11 protein-coding genes are annotated in these 19,011 nt (G+C 52.4%); all 11 read right to left on the reverse strand.

What is annotated here, in order from left to right; all coding sequences use genetic code 11:
• Positions 1–624: 624 nt before the first annotated feature.
• A complete protein-coding gene (locus R2X38_RS21755; RefSeq protein WP_317524452.1) occupies positions 625–2,037 on the reverse strand; it encodes a phosphoglucomutase/phosphomannomutase family protein in 1,413 nt (470 codons plus the stop codon).
• 57 nt (positions 2,038–2,094) lie between these two features.
• Entirely contained in the window at positions 2,095–4,500 is a 2,406-nt protein-coding gene (locus tag R2X38_RS21760; protein ID WP_317524453.1) for a GH36-type glycosyl hydrolase domain-containing protein, read from the reverse strand.
• 39 nt (positions 4,501–4,539) lie between these two features.
• Positions 4,540–6,471, reverse strand: a complete 1,932-nt coding sequence (locus R2X38_RS21765; RefSeq protein ID WP_317524454.1) for a beta-N-acetylhexosaminidase — start codon at positions 6,469–6,471, stop codon at positions 4,540–4,542.
• 7 nt (positions 6,472–6,478) lie between these two features.
• On the reverse strand, positions 6,479–7,366 hold the full coding sequence (locus R2X38_RS21770; protein ID WP_317524455.1) for an N-acetylglucosamine kinase: 888 nt from the start codon (positions 7,364–7,366) through the stop codon (positions 6,479–6,481).
• Positions 7,359–9,092 (reverse strand): glycoside hydrolase family 9 protein, encoded by a 1,734-nt coding sequence (locus tag R2X38_RS21775; protein ID WP_317524456.1) that lies wholly within the window; start codon positions 9,090–9,092, stop codon positions 7,359–7,361. The genes R2X38_RS21770 and R2X38_RS21775 overlap by 8 nt, the downstream gene beginning before the upstream one ends.
• Positions 9,093–9,102: 10 nt before the next feature.
• The gene (locus R2X38_RS21780) at positions 9,103–10,098 is read right to left on the reverse strand and encodes an ABC transporter ATP-binding protein (protein WP_317524457.1); all 996 of its coding nucleotides are present in this window, start codon (positions 10,096–10,098) and stop codon (positions 9,103–9,105) included.
• Between the two features lie 22 nt (positions 10,099–10,120).
• Positions 10,121–11,092, reverse strand: coding sequence for an ABC transporter ATP-binding protein (locus tag R2X38_RS21785; RefSeq protein WP_317524458.1), 972 nt, complete (start codon positions 11,090–11,092; stop codon positions 10,121–10,123).
• The gene (locus R2X38_RS21790) at positions 11,092–12,117 is read right to left on the reverse strand and encodes an ABC transporter permease (protein WP_317524459.1); all 1,026 of its coding nucleotides are present in this window, start codon (positions 12,115–12,117) and stop codon (positions 11,092–11,094) included. Before R2X38_RS21790 ends, R2X38_RS21785 begins: the two co-directional genes overlap by 1 nt.
• 2 nt (positions 12,118–12,119) lie before the next feature.
• Positions 12,120–13,106: an ABC transporter permease gene (locus tag R2X38_RS21795; protein ID WP_317524460.1), complete on the reverse strand. Its 987-nt coding sequence runs from the start codon at positions 13,104–13,106 to the stop codon at positions 12,120–12,122.
• 134 nt (positions 13,107–13,240) lie between these two features.
• Positions 13,241–14,920, reverse strand: coding sequence for an ABC transporter substrate-binding protein (locus R2X38_RS21800; RefSeq protein ID WP_317524461.1), 1,680 nt, complete (start codon positions 14,918–14,920; stop codon positions 13,241–13,243).
• A 614-nt stretch (positions 14,921–15,534) separates the two neighbouring features.
• The gene (locus R2X38_RS21805) at positions 15,535–18,921 is read right to left on the reverse strand and encodes a response regulator (protein WP_317524462.1); all 3,387 of its coding nucleotides are present in this window, start codon (positions 18,919–18,921) and stop codon (positions 15,535–15,537) included.
• Between the last annotated feature and the right edge of the window lie 90 nt (positions 18,922–19,011).

The following is a 19,011-nucleotide window of genomic DNA, read 5'->3' on the forward strand; positions in this document are numbered from 1 at the left end:
AGCGGTAGTTCAGTTGGTTAGAATACCGGCCTGTCACGCCGGGGGTCGCGGGTTCGAGTCCCGTCCGCTCCGCCACTTATTAAGAAGCCTCGCTGGAAACAGCGGGGCTTTTTTACGTTTTGGCCTCCGGCAAAACGTAAGGATCTGGGAAGAGCGGGTCCTGGATTCGGGGAAAAGCATGAGATCAAAAGCTTCTCCTTAGCTGAAGGGCAGTAATGTAATCCCTGTTCATCGATATGTATTTATAAGCCCTGCTAGTAATAGTAGGGCTTTTTGCGTTCCGGGCCAGAGGCTATTGGCTTGGGACTAGAGGAAGGGCAAGGAAGAATGGCCATTGATAAAGCGGTAAGAGAAAAAGCAAGAACTTGACTTGTGAGGGCATTTGAAAATTCTGGTTCGCCCATCGCCCATCGCCCATCGCCCATCGCCCATCGCCCATCGCCCATCGCCCATCGCCCATCGCCCATCGCCCAAAAAAGAAAAAGGGTAGCGAAGCTACCCTTGCCGCGAAAGCTTAAAGCTTGCGAAATGTAACAGCTATGTGCATGTTACCTTAGGACTCAACGTGTTTCCCCAGCGCTAACCAAGGCAGTGGTACGGTTAACGCTGAGAAAGGGGGAAGCGTCAAAGGTTGAGGAAAGCCTTTAATTGATATACAACCTTCTCTGCTTGTTCTTGGTTTTCCATTTCAGCAAACAGTCTCAACAGAGGCTCGGTGCCTGAGAAGCGGGCGAGTGCCCAGCCACCGTTCTTGAAGTAGACTTTAGCCCCATCGGCATAGCTCACATGGTCAATTTCCCATTCGAAATCAGGTAGCTCCTTGTTGATGTAGATCTTGTCATAAAGGCGCTGGCGATCTTTAGGGCGGAAGGTACAGTCGCCTTCTGCGGTATAGGCAAAGCCATACTTGCCATAAATTTCATCAAGCATTTCTGACAACTTCTTGCCCGTCACACTGATCATCTCGACCAGCAAGCTTGAAGCGAACACGCCATCTTTACCTTTAATATGGCCACGGATGGTTAGGCCTCCCGAGCTTTCACCGCCAATGAGCGAGTCATCGGCTTCCATTTGAGAGCTGATGTGTTTGAAGCCGACCGGAACTTCAAAGCTTTTCTCTCCATGGTCTGTCGCAATCTTGTCTAGCAGGTGAGTTGTAGCAATGTTGCGAACCACAGAGCCTTTCCAGCCTTTATATTCAAGCAGGTAGTAATACAGCAGTATCAAGACTTCATTGGGATGAATGAAGTTACCTTTTTCATCAATGATGCCCAGCCGATCCGCATCACCATCGGTACCAATACCAATATCGTAACCTTCATGGGCTACAAGGTGTTTCAGACGGTAGAGCGTTGCCGCGTTAGGTGATGGCATCAAGCCACCAAAGGCTGGGTTTTGTCCATCGTTGATCACATCCACATCACAACGGCCGGTGATCAAAACAGTTTGTAGGGCGTTCTTGGCAACACCGAACATTGGGTCAATCAGTACCCGCAAGTTTGCTTTTTTGATCGCATCAATATCGATGAAGTTAATGATGGAGTCGACAAAGTCGTTCATCGGGTTGATCAGGGTAATGAGTTTGTCTTCGAGCGCCTGCTCGAAATCGACTGACTTGACGTCTTTGGCTGTGAGTGTCGCAACCTGTTGCTCAATTTTAGCCGTTATGACTTCATCGGCGTCCCGGCCTCCTTCAATGAAGACCTTGATACCGTTGTAGTCGGCTGGGTTATGCGAGGCCGTGATGCAGGCTGAGTATGTAGCGCTCATCTCTTTGGCTTGGAACATGACTATCGGGGTAGGAACAAACTTATTGATAAAGCTCACCCTGATACCATTTGCGGCCAGTACTTCAGCGAACCAGGCGGCTGCTTTGTCTGACAGAAAGCGGCGGTCATAACCAATAACAAAACCGTTATCAGTCACTTGTTCGGCAATCATGATATTTGCCAGCCCTTGGGCTGCAAGGCGTACATTGTCTTTGGTGAACTCTTCCCCGATAAGGGCGCGCCAGCCACCGGTTCCAAACTGGATCATAATGGAACTCCTATTCTCTCGTAGATAGACGGGGCGCAAGAGGCGCCCCAAGATGTGTTAACCCATCACAACCGTAACTGTGTTAGTGCTTCCTTCAGGCTGGGCAGGAATAGCTCCCTCAATCGCTTCGCCATTGAGGCTGATAGACTGAATGCCTTTGCTTACACCGTTCGGGTTTTCAACTTTGATTTGGTATGTCGCCCCACGCCATTGGCGAGTGACCTCAAAGCCAGGCCAGCTGGTTGGAATACATGGATTAATCGTTAGGCCGGCAAAGCCTGTTTGGACACCCAAGATGAAATTGGTGACGGCAAAGTAAGCCCAGCCTGATGTCCCTGTCAGCCAAGGGTGGTTGGCACGGCCATGATCTTGATGGTCGCGTCCCATGATGAACTGAACATACGAGTAAGGTTCGGCGATACGTTTCTCGATAATGTCATTCTGGTTGAACGGGTTCAGGGCATCGTAGAACTTCATGGCCTGATCGCCACGGCCTAGTTTGGCTTCCGCTACCCATGCCCAAGGGTTTGGATGTGAGAAGATAGCGCCATTCTCTTTTACCCCTTGGTAAACCCGAGTAACAAAGCCAATGTCATCATTTGGTGTGGCAAATGATGGGGCGTTCAGATGAAGGCCGTATTCAGAGAACAGGTTTTCGTCAACGGCGTCCATGGCTTGTTCACCGCGTTCTTGAGAGGCAAGACCCGATAGAACTGCAAGGGTGTTGGATTCAAGGTGGATACGTCCCTCTGTTTGCTGGGCGGTACCTATCTTGTCACCGTTTTTGGTTAGGCCGCGGATATACCAGCCGCCTTCTTCATCCCATAGGTGCTGCTCACAGGCTTCGCGGACGTTGGCTGCCATTTCAGTATATTTTGCAATGTCATCGTGCTTGCCAAGATACTTCGCAAGTTCGATGAATTCCTGTAGTGCCCAGAAATGCAGGAATGAAACCATGGCAGACTCACCGCCACCGAGGTTCAGGCAGTCGTTCCAGTCAGCTCGTAAGCCTTTACAGATCCCTGTTTGACCTACATATTCCGCCGAGAAATCCAGTGCGGCTTTCATGTGCTCGTAGACGGTAGCATCACCGCCATCAGCATATGGGATCACTTCATCAAAGAAGCTCTCCTCACCGGTTTCCGTCACATACTTACAGATGGTAGGGATCAGCCATAGGTGATCATCAGAGCAGGTATCTTCAATACCGTGGATCTTATCTTCGTCACTCGGCGTAGGAACAACCGTTGGAGACTTCGACGGTTCGACATCGGCTTTTTCCGGATCAAACCAATCAGGATCGAACAAGTGGAGACCATAGCCTGCTTTTACCTGGCCGCGTAGCAGATCAACCAAGCGCTTGCGAGTCATTGCGGCATTGGAGTGCGGAACGGAGATCGCATCTTGAGCGGTATCACGGTATCCCAAACCAGTACGGCCACCCACTTCGATAAATGAGGCGAATCGAGACCAGACCACACAAGTCTCTGCCTGATATAGGGTCCAAGCATTGATCATCGTGTCCAGCCCTTCATTTGGCGACTTGACCTGGAATTTAGCACAGCGCTCATCCCAGTGGGCTTTGATCCCGGCAAACGCGGCATCGACTTCTTCCAAATTCTGGTATTTTGCACGTAGTCGCTCGCCATTGCCTTTGCCGATCCCTAGGATGTAAGCAAAGCGGACTTCTTCACCCGGCTGGATCGTGAATTGCTTATGCAGTGAACCACAGTGGTTGTAACAAGTTTGGGCTGAGTTTGAACACTGGCCTTTTTCAACTGCAATCGGGTTAGCTTCATCTCGGTACAGGCCTAGGAAGCTGTCGCGCTGACCATCGTAGCTGTCAGGAGAGAACGTTGAGGCTAGGTAGTAGAAGCCTTCGAAGTCATTGGTATTGTAGTAAAGATCGTATTCGATCACGCCATCTTTATATTCTGTACCGGCAGAGTACAGCGACATTTGATGGTTCTGATTGTCCGACTGAATATGGCTAAATGAGAACTCTACAAATGAGAATGTACTGATAGTACGAGGTTTATCGGATGTGTTCTTGATGACGACATCCCAGATTTCAGCATCTTCGCCTTTGGGTACAAATAGGGTTTTGGTCGCAGTGATACCACTGTATTCACACTTGAACTTAGAGTACGACAGGCCATGGCGGACTTCATAGTTGGCTTCCTCTAGGCTTTTCGCCACTGGCTGCCAAGAGATGGACCAGTAGTCACCCGTTTCGTCATCACGCAGATAGACATAGTGGCCCGGGCGATCAAATGTCGCATTCGGGCGGAATTTAGTGACACGGTTGTACTCAGGCGAGTTATAGAAAGAATAGCCACCTGCGTTGTGCGAGATAACAGTACAGAACTTTTCTGTTCCCAGATAGTTGGTCCAAGGAGCAGGCACATCAGGACGGGTGATCACATACTCTCTATTATCGTTGTCAAAAAAACCGTATTTCATGGTGTTTCAATCCTTTTATTGTAATCGTTGTCCTGCGCCTTACTCGCAGCGACGGTAATTGATGCCTACTTTGTCTAGATATGCGAGCTGGCCGGCGAGGCGGGCCGTGAAATCAGGCCAGCTGCGATTGTCTGGTGTCGTCCAAGCGACTTCAGCCACCGCAAGCAAGCGGGGGTAAAGCATGTACTCAAGCCGGCTTTGGCTGTTGATCAGTTCACACCACAGGGCGCACTGAATGCCTCTGATGTGATGGCGGGCCGGATCATCCTTGGGGAGTTCGGACAGCGGGTGGTACTGGTATACCTGCTCCAGAGACAGCTTGCCTGCCCAGTCGACACCGGCTTCATCGGCACCGTGACCCTGGGCCATGTCGAGGTAGGTGGTCTGGCCCGGCTGCATCACAACGTCATATCCGGCCTGGGCGCAGTGAAGTCCTGCTTCTTCGCTCAGCCAGGAGAAAATAATGGTGTCCTTGCTGACTTTGTCACCATGGGTTGCCTCTTCCCAGCCCATCATCCTCTTGCCTTTCCTGCTCAGGTGCTCTTCGGCAAAGCGCAATACATGGCCTTGCAGCTCTTTGGGGTCGTCATAGCCTTGTTCTGCCATCAGGGAGCGGCAGGCAGGACTGTCGGTCCAGACCCCCTGCGGCACTTCATCGCCACCGATATGGACATAAGGTGCGGGGAATAATTCACAGACCTCATCAAGTACCTTGGTGAGGAAGGTATAGGTCCCCTCCATTGCCGGCGACAAGATGTTGTCGTTGTAGCCCTGAATACTGCGGTAAACGGAGTGGTCGTCGGGGTCAACAAGCAGATCAGGGAGCGACTTGATCGCCGCCCGGCAATGCCCGGGGATATCGATTTCTGGGATCACCATGATCCCGCGATCGGCGGCATAGCCGATAATGTCGCGTATATCCTGCTTGCTGTAATACCCACCGTATCGTTCGCCTATGGTGGTAAATTGTGGCTGGACAAGCTCATTAGGGCCTCGCCAGGCACCAATCCGGGTTAGCTCTGGGTAGGCATCAATCTCGATTCGCCAGCCCTCGTCGTCGGTAAGGTGCCAATGGAAGACGTTGAATTTGAACCGCGCCAGCTGATCAAGCAAAAACTTTATCCGTTTTACCGGATGGAAATGGCGGGCGCAGTCAAGCATCATGCCCCGGTGCCCGAAGTGCGGCGCATCGCTGATCTCCACCATGGGGATTTGGTAGGCCGCATCGGCGTGGTGGCTCGGCTCCGGCGGGATCAATTGCAGCAAGGATGAGGTGGCATGGCAAAAGCCCGCCTCTGAACTGGCCAGCAGCCAAATATCATCTTGCTCAACCAGGAGCTGGTATGCCCCTTCTGCGAGCTGCTCTTGGTGTTGGTAATGAATATTGCCCTTGGGATCGACAGCCAGCCCTTCGTGAAGTAAACCCTCCAGCTCAGCTTGCAACCAACGGCAGCAGCCTGCGGCGAGAGGGGTGCCTAGTGAAATCGCCGTATGCGGGTTAAGAGTAAACAGCCCTGCCAGTGGCTTGATGTGCTGCGGGGCAGGAACAAGGCTGATAGCAGCAGCGGGATTCAACGGGGTACCGTGGCGCTCACGGGGCGGCTGCTGCAAGCCAAAAGCGGTAATTTCCACCGGTTGCGGCTCGATAAACGGCACTTGGCCCTCACTACAGACAAAGGCATCGATGATCCCATCATCGAGCAGGGTGAATGGCTTGGTCCCGATGGTGAATTCAGTATAGAAATGGCCATTGGGCGTTAGCGGTTCATTGCGGCCAGACGTCAGTGTGCAGTAGCTTCCTACCTGGGCTAGCTGGCCGTGGGTCAAGCTGGCGTGGTTGATCCAGCGGCCCATTGTAAAATGCAGTGACCACTGTGGGAGCGGCTTATCCGATAGGTTGTGAATGGTCAGTGCCAGCCGTGACTCTTCCGGCTGCTGATCGATAACGACAAAATCGAGACGAAAATTCATAGCTACCTCACAATGGGTATAGGTTGTGGTTACCGCGGGCCATGGCCAGCGCACCATCCATCGCGTCACCCAATGGTTCGGCGATTCGTTGTTGAAGAGGCGGGATCAACCAAGGCTTGATCCTTTCGGCAATGCTGCCCATCAGGCAGATTTGATCCGCTCCGCGTTTGATCAGTGCCTTCATCCACATTTCAATGTCTGCAGCGGTTTGGTTGAGTAACTCGATCCCCAGCGCGTCTCCCTGGTAGGCATGGGTGAAAATAGCAGGTGAAAAATGCCCGTAGTCGCAAGGTCGGGCCGTTTTGGACCAGCTCACTAGCGTGTCGATATCCTGGTTGAAATGGGCAAGGACATGGGCGGAAAGAGGTGTCGTCGGTCGGATCCCGTCATGTGCTAGTAGGGTTTGCTGGATGAGACGCAGCCCCATCACGGCTCCTCCTCCCTGGTCTGAAATCGGAAACTCACGGCCGCCGACCACTTGTTGCTCGGTGCCTTTTATCAAGATCCCGCATGAGCCGGTACCGGCAATCAAAATCGCACCATCCTGACCGCTCCAAGCACCAAGGCAGGCACCGTAAGCATCTGTATTGAGGGTTACGGCTGCAAATGGATGAGGCTGAGCCATAAACTCGTACCATGCTGAGCGTTGCTCAGCACCCGCCAATGCCAGTCCCACCGACATGGTTGAGTAATCCTCATCGCTGAGCCCCGCGATGGCAGCTGCCGTGGCAATGGCATCAATAATGGAGGCCATCGCGATATCTGCACCTAGTAGGATATTGGCACTGCCGGTTTTCGCTTCGCCCATTACCTGGCCATTAGTGTTAATGATCCTGGCGCGACATGAGGTGCCGCCGCCATCAACACCAACAAAATAGCGAATGTGATCAGTCATGGTGTCGTTCCTTATACTGCAGAGTTACGGCCAAGAGATACCAAGCGGCATGCGGGATCCACTGTTCTCCCCAGCGCCAGTTTTGCAAGAAGTCCCTGTGATGAGGGGCTGGATTAAAGGCAATATCATGCTCGTTGTCGAACCCAGAGGTGATGCCATTGCAGACCCCGCCTTTGGCATTGAAAAAACCGAGTTCTGGCAAATAGTCCGGGTTGTTTCGGCCGTGCCCGTCAAGCATGGAAATATCAAATGGGTTTAGGCCCAGCAGCCAATCGAGTAGCCGCTGGCCATAGGCTTTAAGTTGCGGGCGCAATGGTTGGCAGCTTGGATAGCTTGCCGCCATAAATGCCATGCTGGCCAATGAGGCCAGACGGGCGTTTTCGCCCTGCCACCAGTAACCCGTTTCGTTATGATGAGGGATAAAGAACATGGAGGCTTTGTTGCCATCCAACGGTTTGGCGTACTGCCTCGGGTAGCCAAACGGGTTATTGACTTCCTGGGTTATATCGAGCTCGAAAGCGACCGCTTTGGCGACGGCATCCCCTAGCTGTTTCTGACGCTGAGGCTCTGGCTCGATAGCTAAATACTTGAGCAAGCTGATCACCGGCAAACCGGCTTCTGCGGCGTGGAAGTATGGGCGGCTGCCATCACTGTTGGCCGACCAATAACAATGCTGCTGCTCATCACTCTGTTGGCGCATAGCCAGTCTGCCAGCCCAGTTTCGGGCCTGTGCCAAGAAATCGGTATTGCAGGTGGCACGGAAAAGCTCTACAGCGGCCAGCAGGGCACAGTACTCATCGATGATGTTTTCAATACCGTCATCAAGATATTGCAGGTTGTGTTCAACCAGGTGCCAGTAGCCTTGCTCCGCTGCCGCCAGATAGGTCTCGCAGGCTGTTGTTGGATAGCCGATGTGCTTTGCTGATGGGCTGCTCAGGATCCGGCTTGCAGCTGCTAAGGCGGCAATGGCAACCCCTGCTCCCTGGCGGAAACCTGCTTGGAAGTCGGTAGATTTGTCGCCACTTTGATGGGCATAACTGCAGATTTCACGCTGTTCGGTTTGCTTGCTCCATTTATCGAAGACCGTGGTGTAGAAGTAGCCCTGCGGTGCCTGCATTTTGACAAGAAAATCGGCCCCATAGAGAGCTTCTTCCAGCAAGCGAACCCGGCTGAAGTCAGCAAAGGCTTCTTCGTTTGCCAGGGTGTCGAAAGCAGACAGCATATTCCACACCACCATAGGGGTTTGCTGCGGGTTGAAATAGTTGCTGAAGGACAGGTGGCTCAGGTATTTGCTGACATCACCGGAAGCGTCATACCAGCCTCCGCTGACATCAACTTTGATCTCGGTGCCGAGTAGCGGAACTGTGCGATCGGACAAGTCAAACTTGCCGCCGCAGCGCTGGGATTTAAAGTAATGCAGGACATCGCTGAAAGTGCGAGTCATCAATAGCCCCTCGGCGATAGCAAATGGCTCCGACAAGGTGTCACCGACACTAAGGTGATATTTCCCGCACTCCTTGAGTGCGGAAAAGTCGATAGTGTAGGTGAGCCCTGTGTGCCATTGATCGACCGGACCACAGGCCTCTAGAGGCAGCTGCATGATAGGCTGTTGGCTGCGGGCACAGATAAGCTCGGCATATTGAGCGTCAATAGCTGATGCCGTTTGGACGACTGCCTGCTTGTGGCCAAATTGCTCATAGCCTAAGTGGTTGGTTAACAGCTGCATGATCCCTCCATCAATTCTCGTACAGGTAACAACGTACGAAATGGTTGTCGGAGAGCTGGGTTACTCCCGGAAGTTGCTCACGGCACTTGTCTGTCGCATGGGTACAGCGACCGGCAAATGGGCAACCTAGGCTTTCTGGTGTCCACAGCGGGATCTCCCCTTTGTTACCCTTGAGCTTCTCGTGAATTGACTTCTTCGGATCCGGTACCGCCGAAACCAAAAGCTGGGTATAAGGGTGCTGCGGATCGTGAATGATCTCTTCGGTATCCCCCCACTCAACCATGTGACCGACGTACATCACCGCCAGATCTTCAGCAATGTAACGCGCAGTGGCGATATCGTGGGTAATATAAAGCAGCGCCATTTCGCGCTCGAACTTCATCTCTTCCATCAGGTTGAGTACACCGGCACGGATCGAAACATCGAGCATCGACGTCGGCTCATCGGCCAGTACAACTTCGGCACCAACGGCAATGTTTCGCGCTAGGTTGACGCGTTGACGCTGACCGCCAGAGAGCTGGTGTGGATACTTGGCGGCGGTTTCTTTAGGCGGGATCAAACCAACCTGTTCAAGCAGATCGTAGACCCTTTCTTCCAATTCTTTCTTGTTGCCTTTGCTGACTTTGTTGTGGATCAGCAGCGGGCGCGCCACATGATGGAAAATGGTGTGGGTCGGGTTCAGCGAGCCGAACGGGTCTTGCCATACCATCTGGATACCCTGGCGGTATTGCATCAGGTCGGCTTTTTTCTCGATGGTGGCAATATCACGCCCGTAGTACTCGATTGTTCCGTCTGTCGGCGCGTACATCTTGGCAATCATCTTGGCCGTGGTCGATTTACCTGAACCGGATTCACCGACCACTGACAGGCCGCGGCTTTTGTACATTTTGAAGGATACGTCGTTGATGGCGCGCATCATGGATTTTTTCAGCGAGTTGCTGTTGACCGGGAAGTCCTTGACCAGGTTCTTCCCTTCGATAATTGGTTGTCCGATTGGCTTGCTCATAATGCTTCCTATTACTTAATCCTTAACTGCTCTTGTTGAATAGGTGGCAGTTACTAAAACGGCCGGGTTCCAGCTGACGAAGCTGGGTTGCATGGCTGAAGCAAGCGTCGTGAGCTTTGCTGCAGCGGGCCTGGAAGCGGCATCCAGTCGGCACTTCCAATAGGTTGAGCGGGTTGCCCGGGATCCCGGTCAGACGGGTTTTAGGCCCAGTCAGCGGTGGGAAAGAGCTACCCAGCCCTTCGGTATAAGGATGGAATGGGGTTTCCAGGATCTGCTTGGACGGTGCGACCTCAACCAGTTCACCGGAATACATGATGCCGATGCGATCGGAGAACTCGACCATCAACGACAGGTCATGGGTAATGAACAGGATAGAGAAGCCGAACTCTTCTTTCAGGGCGTAGATCTTTTGCAGGATCTCGCGCTGTACCACCACATCCAGAGCAGTAGTTGGCTCATCCATGATGATCATCTTCGGGTTCAAGGCCAGGGCAATGGCTATGACCAAGCGCTGGCGCATACCGCCAGAGAACTGGTGCGGGTAATCACGCAGTCGGCTCGGATGAATATCGACAATTTCCAGCAGGCCTTCGGCACGGCGCACAGCTTGCTGGCGCGTCATTGAGGTGTGGCGCATGATCACATCGCAGAATTGCTCTTCCAGGGTCAATACCGGGTTCAATGCGTTCATCGCACTCTGGAACACCATCGAAATCTCGCTCCAGCGGAAGGCCGACATCTGCTGATCGTTGAATTTCAAGATATCGCCATGGCCATCGAAGATGACCTCACCGCCAGTGATAAATGCTGGCGGCTTGTGCAGGCGCATCAGCGAGAAGGCGACGGTGGATTTACCGCAGCCAGATTCCCCAGCCAGACCGAAGATTTCGCCTTTGCCAATATCGAAGCTGACGTTGTTTACCGCACGCACATCACCGGCATCGGTAATGTAGTCGACGCAAAGATTGCGGATAGAAATTTGTGGTTCGGTCATTATTTCTCTCCCCCTTCAAGGGCTGGCTGAGGCGCGAGGCTTGCCTGAGCTTGTTTCTGGTTTTCTTTAGCCATGTTCTTCCAGCGGCGCATACCTTTGTGCGAACGCAGCTGCGGGTTGGCAATTTCATCGACGGCGAAGTTCAGCATCGCGAGGCCAATTGCAATGAGCGTCAGGGCAATACATGGCGCGAGTAGCTCCCACCAGGCACCCACCAGCATCGAGGATGAAGTCTGCACGTTGTAGAGCATAATCCCCCAGCTGATGGAGTTCGGGTCGCCCAGGCCGAGGAAGGACAGGGTTGCTTCGGTCATAATCGCGAGCATCACTGAACCGATGAAGCTGGCCCCGACAATCGAGATCAGGTTAGGCAGGATCTCGACAAAGATGATGCGAACTGACGACTCGCCCAGGACTTCTGCGGCCTTGACGAACTCTTTCTCGCGCAGGGATAAGGTCTGTGCCCTGACGACACGGGCTCCCCATGCCCAGGAGGTCATCCCGATCACGATGGCGATTGTCAGTGGGCCTGCCTGGCCGATAAAGGCGGCAATCACGAACAGTAGCGGGAGCTGCGGGATAACCAGCATGATGTTCATGGCGGCCGACAGGATGTCGTCGACCCGGCCACCGAAGTAACCTGCTGATACCCCGATCACAGTGGCAAGGAAGCAGACCATTAATCCGGCGCCAAATCCAACCGCCAGCGAGGTGCGGGCACCGTAAACCACCTGGGACCAGACATCGCGCCCCATTCGGGTCGTACCGAGAGCATGGTCGGCATCTTTGGAGATGCGCAAGGTGCGTTTGCTGTCTGCCAAGTTGGTTGCGACCCAGCCGTCAGGGTTGTTTTGGGCTGCCTTGACAACGAATGCCGGGTATTCGTGCGGGCTGCCAGTGCGCTTGTCTGGGGCATGCTTGGTAATGACCGGCGCAAATACGGCACCCAAAACGAAGGTGGCGATGACAATAAGGCCAAAAAGCGCCTTGCTGTTACCGGAGAGTAGCTTGATTAGTCCTTTCATGATTATTTGCCTCCCTTACGTAGGCGAGGATCCAGAGCAACAATAAGAAGGTCGGCCAAGAAGTTGAAGAACAGCATGAACAGGGTCATGATCAGCAGCTGGCCCTGCAGCACTTGGTAGTCCCGGGTGTTAATGGCATTGAGCAATACGGTGCCGAGACCTGGGTAGTTGAAAATCATCTCGATGATCAGCTGACCACCGATCGCCATACCGATGGCCATCGAAAGGGCAGTGACACTTGGCAGCATGGCGTTACGGGCGGCGTACTTGAAGACCACGCGGTTTTCATTCAGCCCCTTGCCTTTTGCCATAGTGATGTAGTCTTCATTGAGCAGGTTGATCATGTTGTTGCGCATGTTGATCAGGAAGCCGCCGATCTGGATGACGGTGGCGCAGAACAGGGGCAGCACGGCGTGGTAGCCCACATCCAGATAGAAATCTAGGCTGGTCCAATCCGGTGTCGTGCCCGGGGTGTAGGCGTAGGTTGAGGGGAACCATTTTGCACCGATGGCAAAGGTATAAAGCACCAGCATAGCGACAACAACGGGTGGAACCGCCTGTACAACCATCATTCCAGGGGAAATGAAGGCATCGTATTTGCTGCCGCGCTTCCAGGCGGCAAAAATACCCAGTGTCGAGCCCAGGCAGAAAGCCAGGATCACAGCGGTACCGGCTAGAAACAGCGACCAGCCAACAGCGTTGCCCAGCACTTGGTTAACCGTTTGAGGGTAGGTTTGAATTGATATCCCCAGATCCCATGACAGGATCCCTTTGAGATAGATAAAGTATTGCTGATACATTGGGCCATCGACAAAGCCCAGCAGTTCTTTCATCGCGGCAATACGCTCAGGCGTCACCTGTACTGCGGCATTGGCAAACATCATGGTGACCGGATCCCCAGGCATCGCCCGGGGGATAATAAAGTTAATTGTTATTGCGAACAGCAGCGCAATAAAATAAAAACTAAGTCTGCGTACAAAAAATCCCATAACTCACACCTTAAAATATCCAGCTTCTCCAACCAGATTTCAGACACACTCTTCCCTGACCACTGGCCATAGTTATTTCTAAGGGGGAAGGTTGAAGGGGCGGTGCGCAAAGCGCGCACCGCAAATTATGACAATTACGATTTAGGTTTCAGGTCAAGCACTTGGAGTAAACGCTCTTGGGTGTTGGTGATAGGCATCGGACGTCCTTTCGGATTGTTCTCGTTCCACCAACCGGTAAAGCGCGCAGTGTTGTACTGAGACGTGTAGGCGCCTGACATAACAGGGATAGTCACCTGGTTCTCAGCAATGATTTTTTGGATGGCATGCGCCATTTGTACCTGCTCGCCGCGGTCAGCCGTTTTGTAGAAACCCGCTAGCAGGTTATCCAGCTTGTCGTTGCTCCAGTAGTGAAGGGCGAAGCGAGGCATGCCTTCGTTTGCCTGGAAGCGAGAGTGGTAACCACTGTCCCAGTAAGTGTAAGGATCTGCACCGTGGAAGTAGTTGGTGTAAGCCACATCATAGGTCGCATCCAGCATAGCCTGGTTATATACCGAGAAGTCAGGCGTGCTAGCTTTAGCCTTGATGCCCACTTCCTGAAGCATCTCAACACTTAGCTGAACGGTGTTGTTGAAGTCAGTCCAACCGTTTGGTGATTGGATAGAAAGCTCAATTTGCTTGCCTGTTGGTGTTTCAACGAAGCCGTCACCGTTGGTATCCTTGAAGCCCGCTTGCTTCAATAGCGCTTTCGCATTCTCGACATTGTAAGTCATGAATGGCTTGTATTTCTCGTGTACAGCCTTATCAGACCAAGACTCAAATGCTTGGCCTAGACCTGAAGCATAGTCGTTGACGACACCGCCACCGTAGAAGGCGATATCAATGATCGTTTCGCGGTCGATAGCCATTGAGAAGGCGCGACGGAAATCAATGTTGTTGATTGCTTCGTGGTTGCCTTTGTTTGGTGTTTTGTAGTTCAGCATGAACGCTTGCGTACCGCCGGCTGGGTACCAGTATTTGTTGTCTGGGCTAGCCGCCGCGTATGTGCTGTCGACATCAGGGATGAAAGCGTACGTCCAGTCGAACTGGCCGCTCAGCACCTGACCAAGGAATTGATCGTTGCCGCTGACCTGCGGTACACGAAGGCAGTCAACCTCTAGGTTGTCGTTATCCCAGTAGTTAGGGTTACGGCATTGGGTGTATAGCTGAGGCGTGAAAGTGTCGATTTCGGTAAATGGACCGGTACCCACCGGGTTTTCATTGGTGAAGCGTGTGGGATCTTCAATCTTGCTCCATACATGCTCTGGCACCACAGCGACTTTAGAAATCAGGTAAGGAACATTCGAGTTAGCTTCTGTAAGGCTGAAAGTAACTTTGTTGCCCTTGGCTTTCACGTCTTTGAGGCGGGCATTGATACCTGTGCGGTCAAGTTCTGGGTGGTTTTTCAACAGTTCGAAGGTGAATGCTACATCCTTGGCAGAGAAAGCCTTGCCGTCAGACCATTTCACGCCGTCTCGAATTTCAAAAGTTACCTGCATCAGGTCGTCAGACATATAGTAGTCTTTCGCCAAGCGCATAACCGGCTCATTACCCTTAAGCTCATTGAAGACAACCAGTGGCTCGTACAAAAAGTCATAGGTGGTATCAAGCTGAGTTTGTAGGTAAGGGTTGAAGTTACGTACAAAAGTTGGGAAGAACTTTGAAACGATGGTTAGCTCACTACGTTCTGCAGCGGTCGCCACTGGGGCGGCTAACATGGTTGAAGCGGCTGCGACAACGGCTAGCGCTAACTGGGTTTTCTTTATATTGGCAAGCATAGCTGTTCCTTACTCTATTGCTCTAAGTTTCACTTATGGAAAAAGCCCCCGCATTCACGGGGAGGAAGAACCTACTTTGTCCAAGCTGAGTAACGTACCTGAACAAATGGCCTTGTAGGCTCTGTGTGCCTTAAGGAAACTCCTGATTGGCAAAACGGTCAATTAGGCTGCTCGTTAAAAACGTTAAATTCGTTTTATTCTCCGTAAAAAACGTTAATAACAGACTGTGATCCCGCGCTTGCTGATGAGACTGGTGTGCTTTGCCTCTCAATATTTGTTTTGTTGTTTCATAATGATGGATTTTGTTTTTTCATTTTATCCCTTTTTAATCAGCGTTTTATGGTTATTCTGGTGGCGAGATAATGTAACAAGGTCAATCAGGACGCTTAATTCCCTGCGGAAAATTTATCAGTGCAGTTTGTTGTGATTACCTTCTCATAAACCGAAACTTTTTGCTGTGAGGGTGGGATAAGGTGGGAAAGAGAGCCTTATCTGAGGGATTTTTCGCCATTGTTTTTGTCTGTGTCAGGGCGCTTTTTTGCGGTTTGAGAGGGATAATTCGAGGCAAAAAAAAGCCTGCACAGAGCAGGCTTAGAGTGAATAAAGAGTTCTGGTTATTGGTTGACGATATCCTGGAGTTGCTCTTTCATCGTCACAAGCTCGTTATGTGTCGGGGTGTTTTGAGGGCTACGCTCAAGGACAAAATCGATGGTACTGAGTACCGTTCGCCAGCGTGGTGTCTTTGGTAGGGTTTCCAGATGAAGGTACTTATCCAGCGTACGTGTCTGCAGGGTGCTGCGGTCGAGATAGACCCGCCACAATCCGCTCTCCTCGGCTAGCTCGAACTTGGTCTTCTGGGTGGACTCCTCCCATTGCTTCAGTGTGGTCTTCATTATCTCCACAAGCAGTTCGCGCAAAGTGTCATTTTTGCTTTTGCCATTACCTTCTAGTTTGTCGGCTATGAAGCAGAACTCGTCCCCCAAGTGGCGCAGCTTCTGTAGGTTGTCCTTATTTCGGTTGAAAGCAAAGCCTGAGAGTACTTCGACGGCATTTTCCAGCACCTCTATTCGGTGGCTGCTGGTCTGCCCCTGGTTGTCGAAGATAAACATCCGCTGCAGGCCTGATTCCTCTGGGAGGTTGATGACATCGGTTTCCAATGACGTCAGGCTGTCACCGATCTTGAACATCAAACTGCCATGGAAGTGGTGGCTTAGACTGATGTCCTGCGGTAAATGTGTGGCCAGAATATCTTCGATATGGTGGCGCTCTACTTGTTCCGGCGAACGATTGAACAGTTTGCCGGCTGCGGCATTGGCATAGCGTATGCGGCCACCACTTTGGACGCAGAGGATTGCCTCGTTAGACGACTCGAGTAAACCCAGCAAGCGATTTTGCGTTTCCAGTAGGCTATTTTCAACTTGCTCCCTGCGTTCAATCTCCTCAGTAAGACGTTGATTCTCTTTAAGCTGGCGCTCTGTCTGCCCGGCTTTGAGGTGGGCGCCGATACGGGCGGTGAGCTCTTCTTTGTTAAATGGCTTGGTGAGGTAATCATTGGCGCCTGATTCAAAACCGCGGATCCTGTCCTGCACCTGGCCGAGGGCCGAGAGCATGATGATCGGGAGCTCGAGCATATTATAGTCTTGGCGCAGCTTCTCACAGACCTCATAGCCGGACATTTCCGGCATCATGATATCCAGCAGCATCAGGGCTGGCTGGTGGCTTTCAACCAGTTTCAGCGCCTGCGGCCCACTTTCTGCTGTGATCACTCGGTATCCCTCGAGGCGAAGGAAGTTATTGAGAACCTGAAGGTTGACGGGTTCATCGTCGACAATCAGCAGCAGTTCGCCATCGGGGTTTTCCTCGATATGCTCAAGCTCGCAAGCTTGGGCTTCCGGTGACGGGATCTGGAAGTGGCCGCTGCGGCTTGAGATCTCACTGTTGGCAATATCAGCCTCTGAAGCGAGATTCAGCGTGAAGCTGAAGGTTGTGCCTATCATCGGCTGGCTGCTGACGTACAGGCGTCCTCCCATCAGTTCTATGAGTTGGCGGCTGATCGACAGGCCGAGTCCGGAGCCTTGGCGGTAGTTGGCCGATTGGGTATTGGCCTGGATCAAGGGCTCGAAGATATGCTCAAGCTGCTCTGCCGGGATCCCTTGCCCGGTATCGACCACCTGAATCCGAAGCTGCGATTCCAGTATGGTTGCCGAGAGAATGATCTTACCTTCGGAGGTGTACTTAATAGCGTTTCCGACCAAGTTATAGAGAACCTGCTCCAGTCGCTGCTCGTCCCCTTGTACCAGCGGTAAGTCGTTGGGGATTTGGTTGATGATGCGAACCGGTTTGCTGCCGAGTAAATGGCTTGAAAGTTCCAACACCAGTCTGGCGGCAGAGGAGACATCGACCGCGTGCTGCTGGATATCCAGATCGCCATAGCGCATCTTGTGGTAATCGAGCAAGTCATCGACCAGATTGGTCAGGCGCTGGCCGCTGTTGATCATGATTTCAAGCTGGCGGCGCTGAGAGTGCTGGACGGGACCGTTGGCGCCTGCCAGCAGTGACTCGGCAATACCGACCATGCCATGCAAGGGGGTTCGCAGCTCATGGGAAGTGGTTGCCAGGAACTCATCCTTGAGCTTGTCAGCTGTTTGCAGCTCCTTGTTTTTCTGCTGGATGATCTGGAGATTTTGCTCCAGCTCATTGTTTTGCTCGCGGATCAGGGTCATTTTCTCCCTGACCGAGGCCTGCATCCTGGCAAAGCTAACAGCCAGGCGGCCTATTTCATCACAGCGATCCGTTCCTTCAATTTTCTGATCCATATCGCCTGCGGAGACCTGCTCTGCAGCCCAGGTCAGGCGAAGCAGAGGGGCTGTAATGGAATTCGACAGCCAGTGCGAGGCGATAATGACCAAGACAATGGCCGTTAGCATGGCAACGAAGAAAATCACTTCTAGCTGGCGGATCCGGGCAAAGGCTTCCTCTTCTGGCAGTTCGACCACCAAAGCCCAAGGGCTATCCATGATAGTGAGTGGGGAAAAGGCGCTGAGAACCGGGACGCCATTGAAGTTGGCAAAGCTACCCACGCCGCTGTCTCCTTCCAGCGCCCGGTTGATACTGTTACTGGAAAATGAAGCGGGATCTCCGCTCGCGGTTGGTAATCTAGAACGGTGATCCTGGCCGACCAGCAAGGTCTGGACGGAGTAGGAGTTATTGCCAGTGTCACTCAGGAAGTCACGGATAGATTGATTGCTCAGCTTGAAGAATACATAGCTGTGCAAATAGCCTTGCTGGATGATAGGGGCGGCAAACCAGGCTGCGAGATCGGCTTCGCCCTGAGACGGGCTGAAATCGGTGAAGGCAACCGGGACTTGGTCGGTCGCACTTTCCGATTGTTCGGTTTTTTTCTGGATCGACGAGAATGTTTGGCTTAATGCCGGGTACGCTTGCGCCGACTGGGGCAAGTTGATACCAAAAATCCCCGGGCTGTTGGCAGCATAGACGATGTTTCCGTTGATATCGACCAGCAAGATATCACTGAACGAAGAGCGTTTAAGGTACTCTTCATAGGCCCAGTTATAACGTTTGTACATTAACCGGTAGCGCTCATGGCCGACATAGTTGCCGGTGTCTTGCTCGTTGAGAGATTTATTGGTCAAGGTTTCCGTGTAGTAGCGGCTTCTACCCGTCTTGTGCAGTACCTCGGAAATATCGCCAAGCTGATGGTAGGCGCCGACCAAACCGTAGAAACGGCCACCGCTGGCGTTGGCCAGTTCGGAGCGGGCGAAGCTCTGTACCTCCGATTCCCGGCCGGCAAAGAAATTGTTGAGCTGTTTTTTCTTGTTGTCGAGTAGGGACGCAAGATGGTTGGTGCTCTGTTCAGCCAGATCTTTGGTATGGGAGTTGAGGAAAAATAGGGCCGATAGTATCAGTGGGGTAATACTCAATACTAAAAAAGCCAGCATTAAAGTGTGCTGGAGACGCTTTAAACGGGTAGTCTGCTGCATTCCGGTGCCTGAAAATACCTGTGGGACAAAGCTGCGTTGGTGGTAACGCCTTGATGTTATTGATATAGGTGTTGATTGCTTCCGTAAAAT

The sequence above is a fragment of the Photobacterium rosenbergii genome, from assembly GCF_033022775.1.
Lineage (GTDB): Bacteria > Pseudomonadota > Gammaproteobacteria > Enterobacterales > Vibrionaceae > Photobacterium > Photobacterium rosenbergii_A.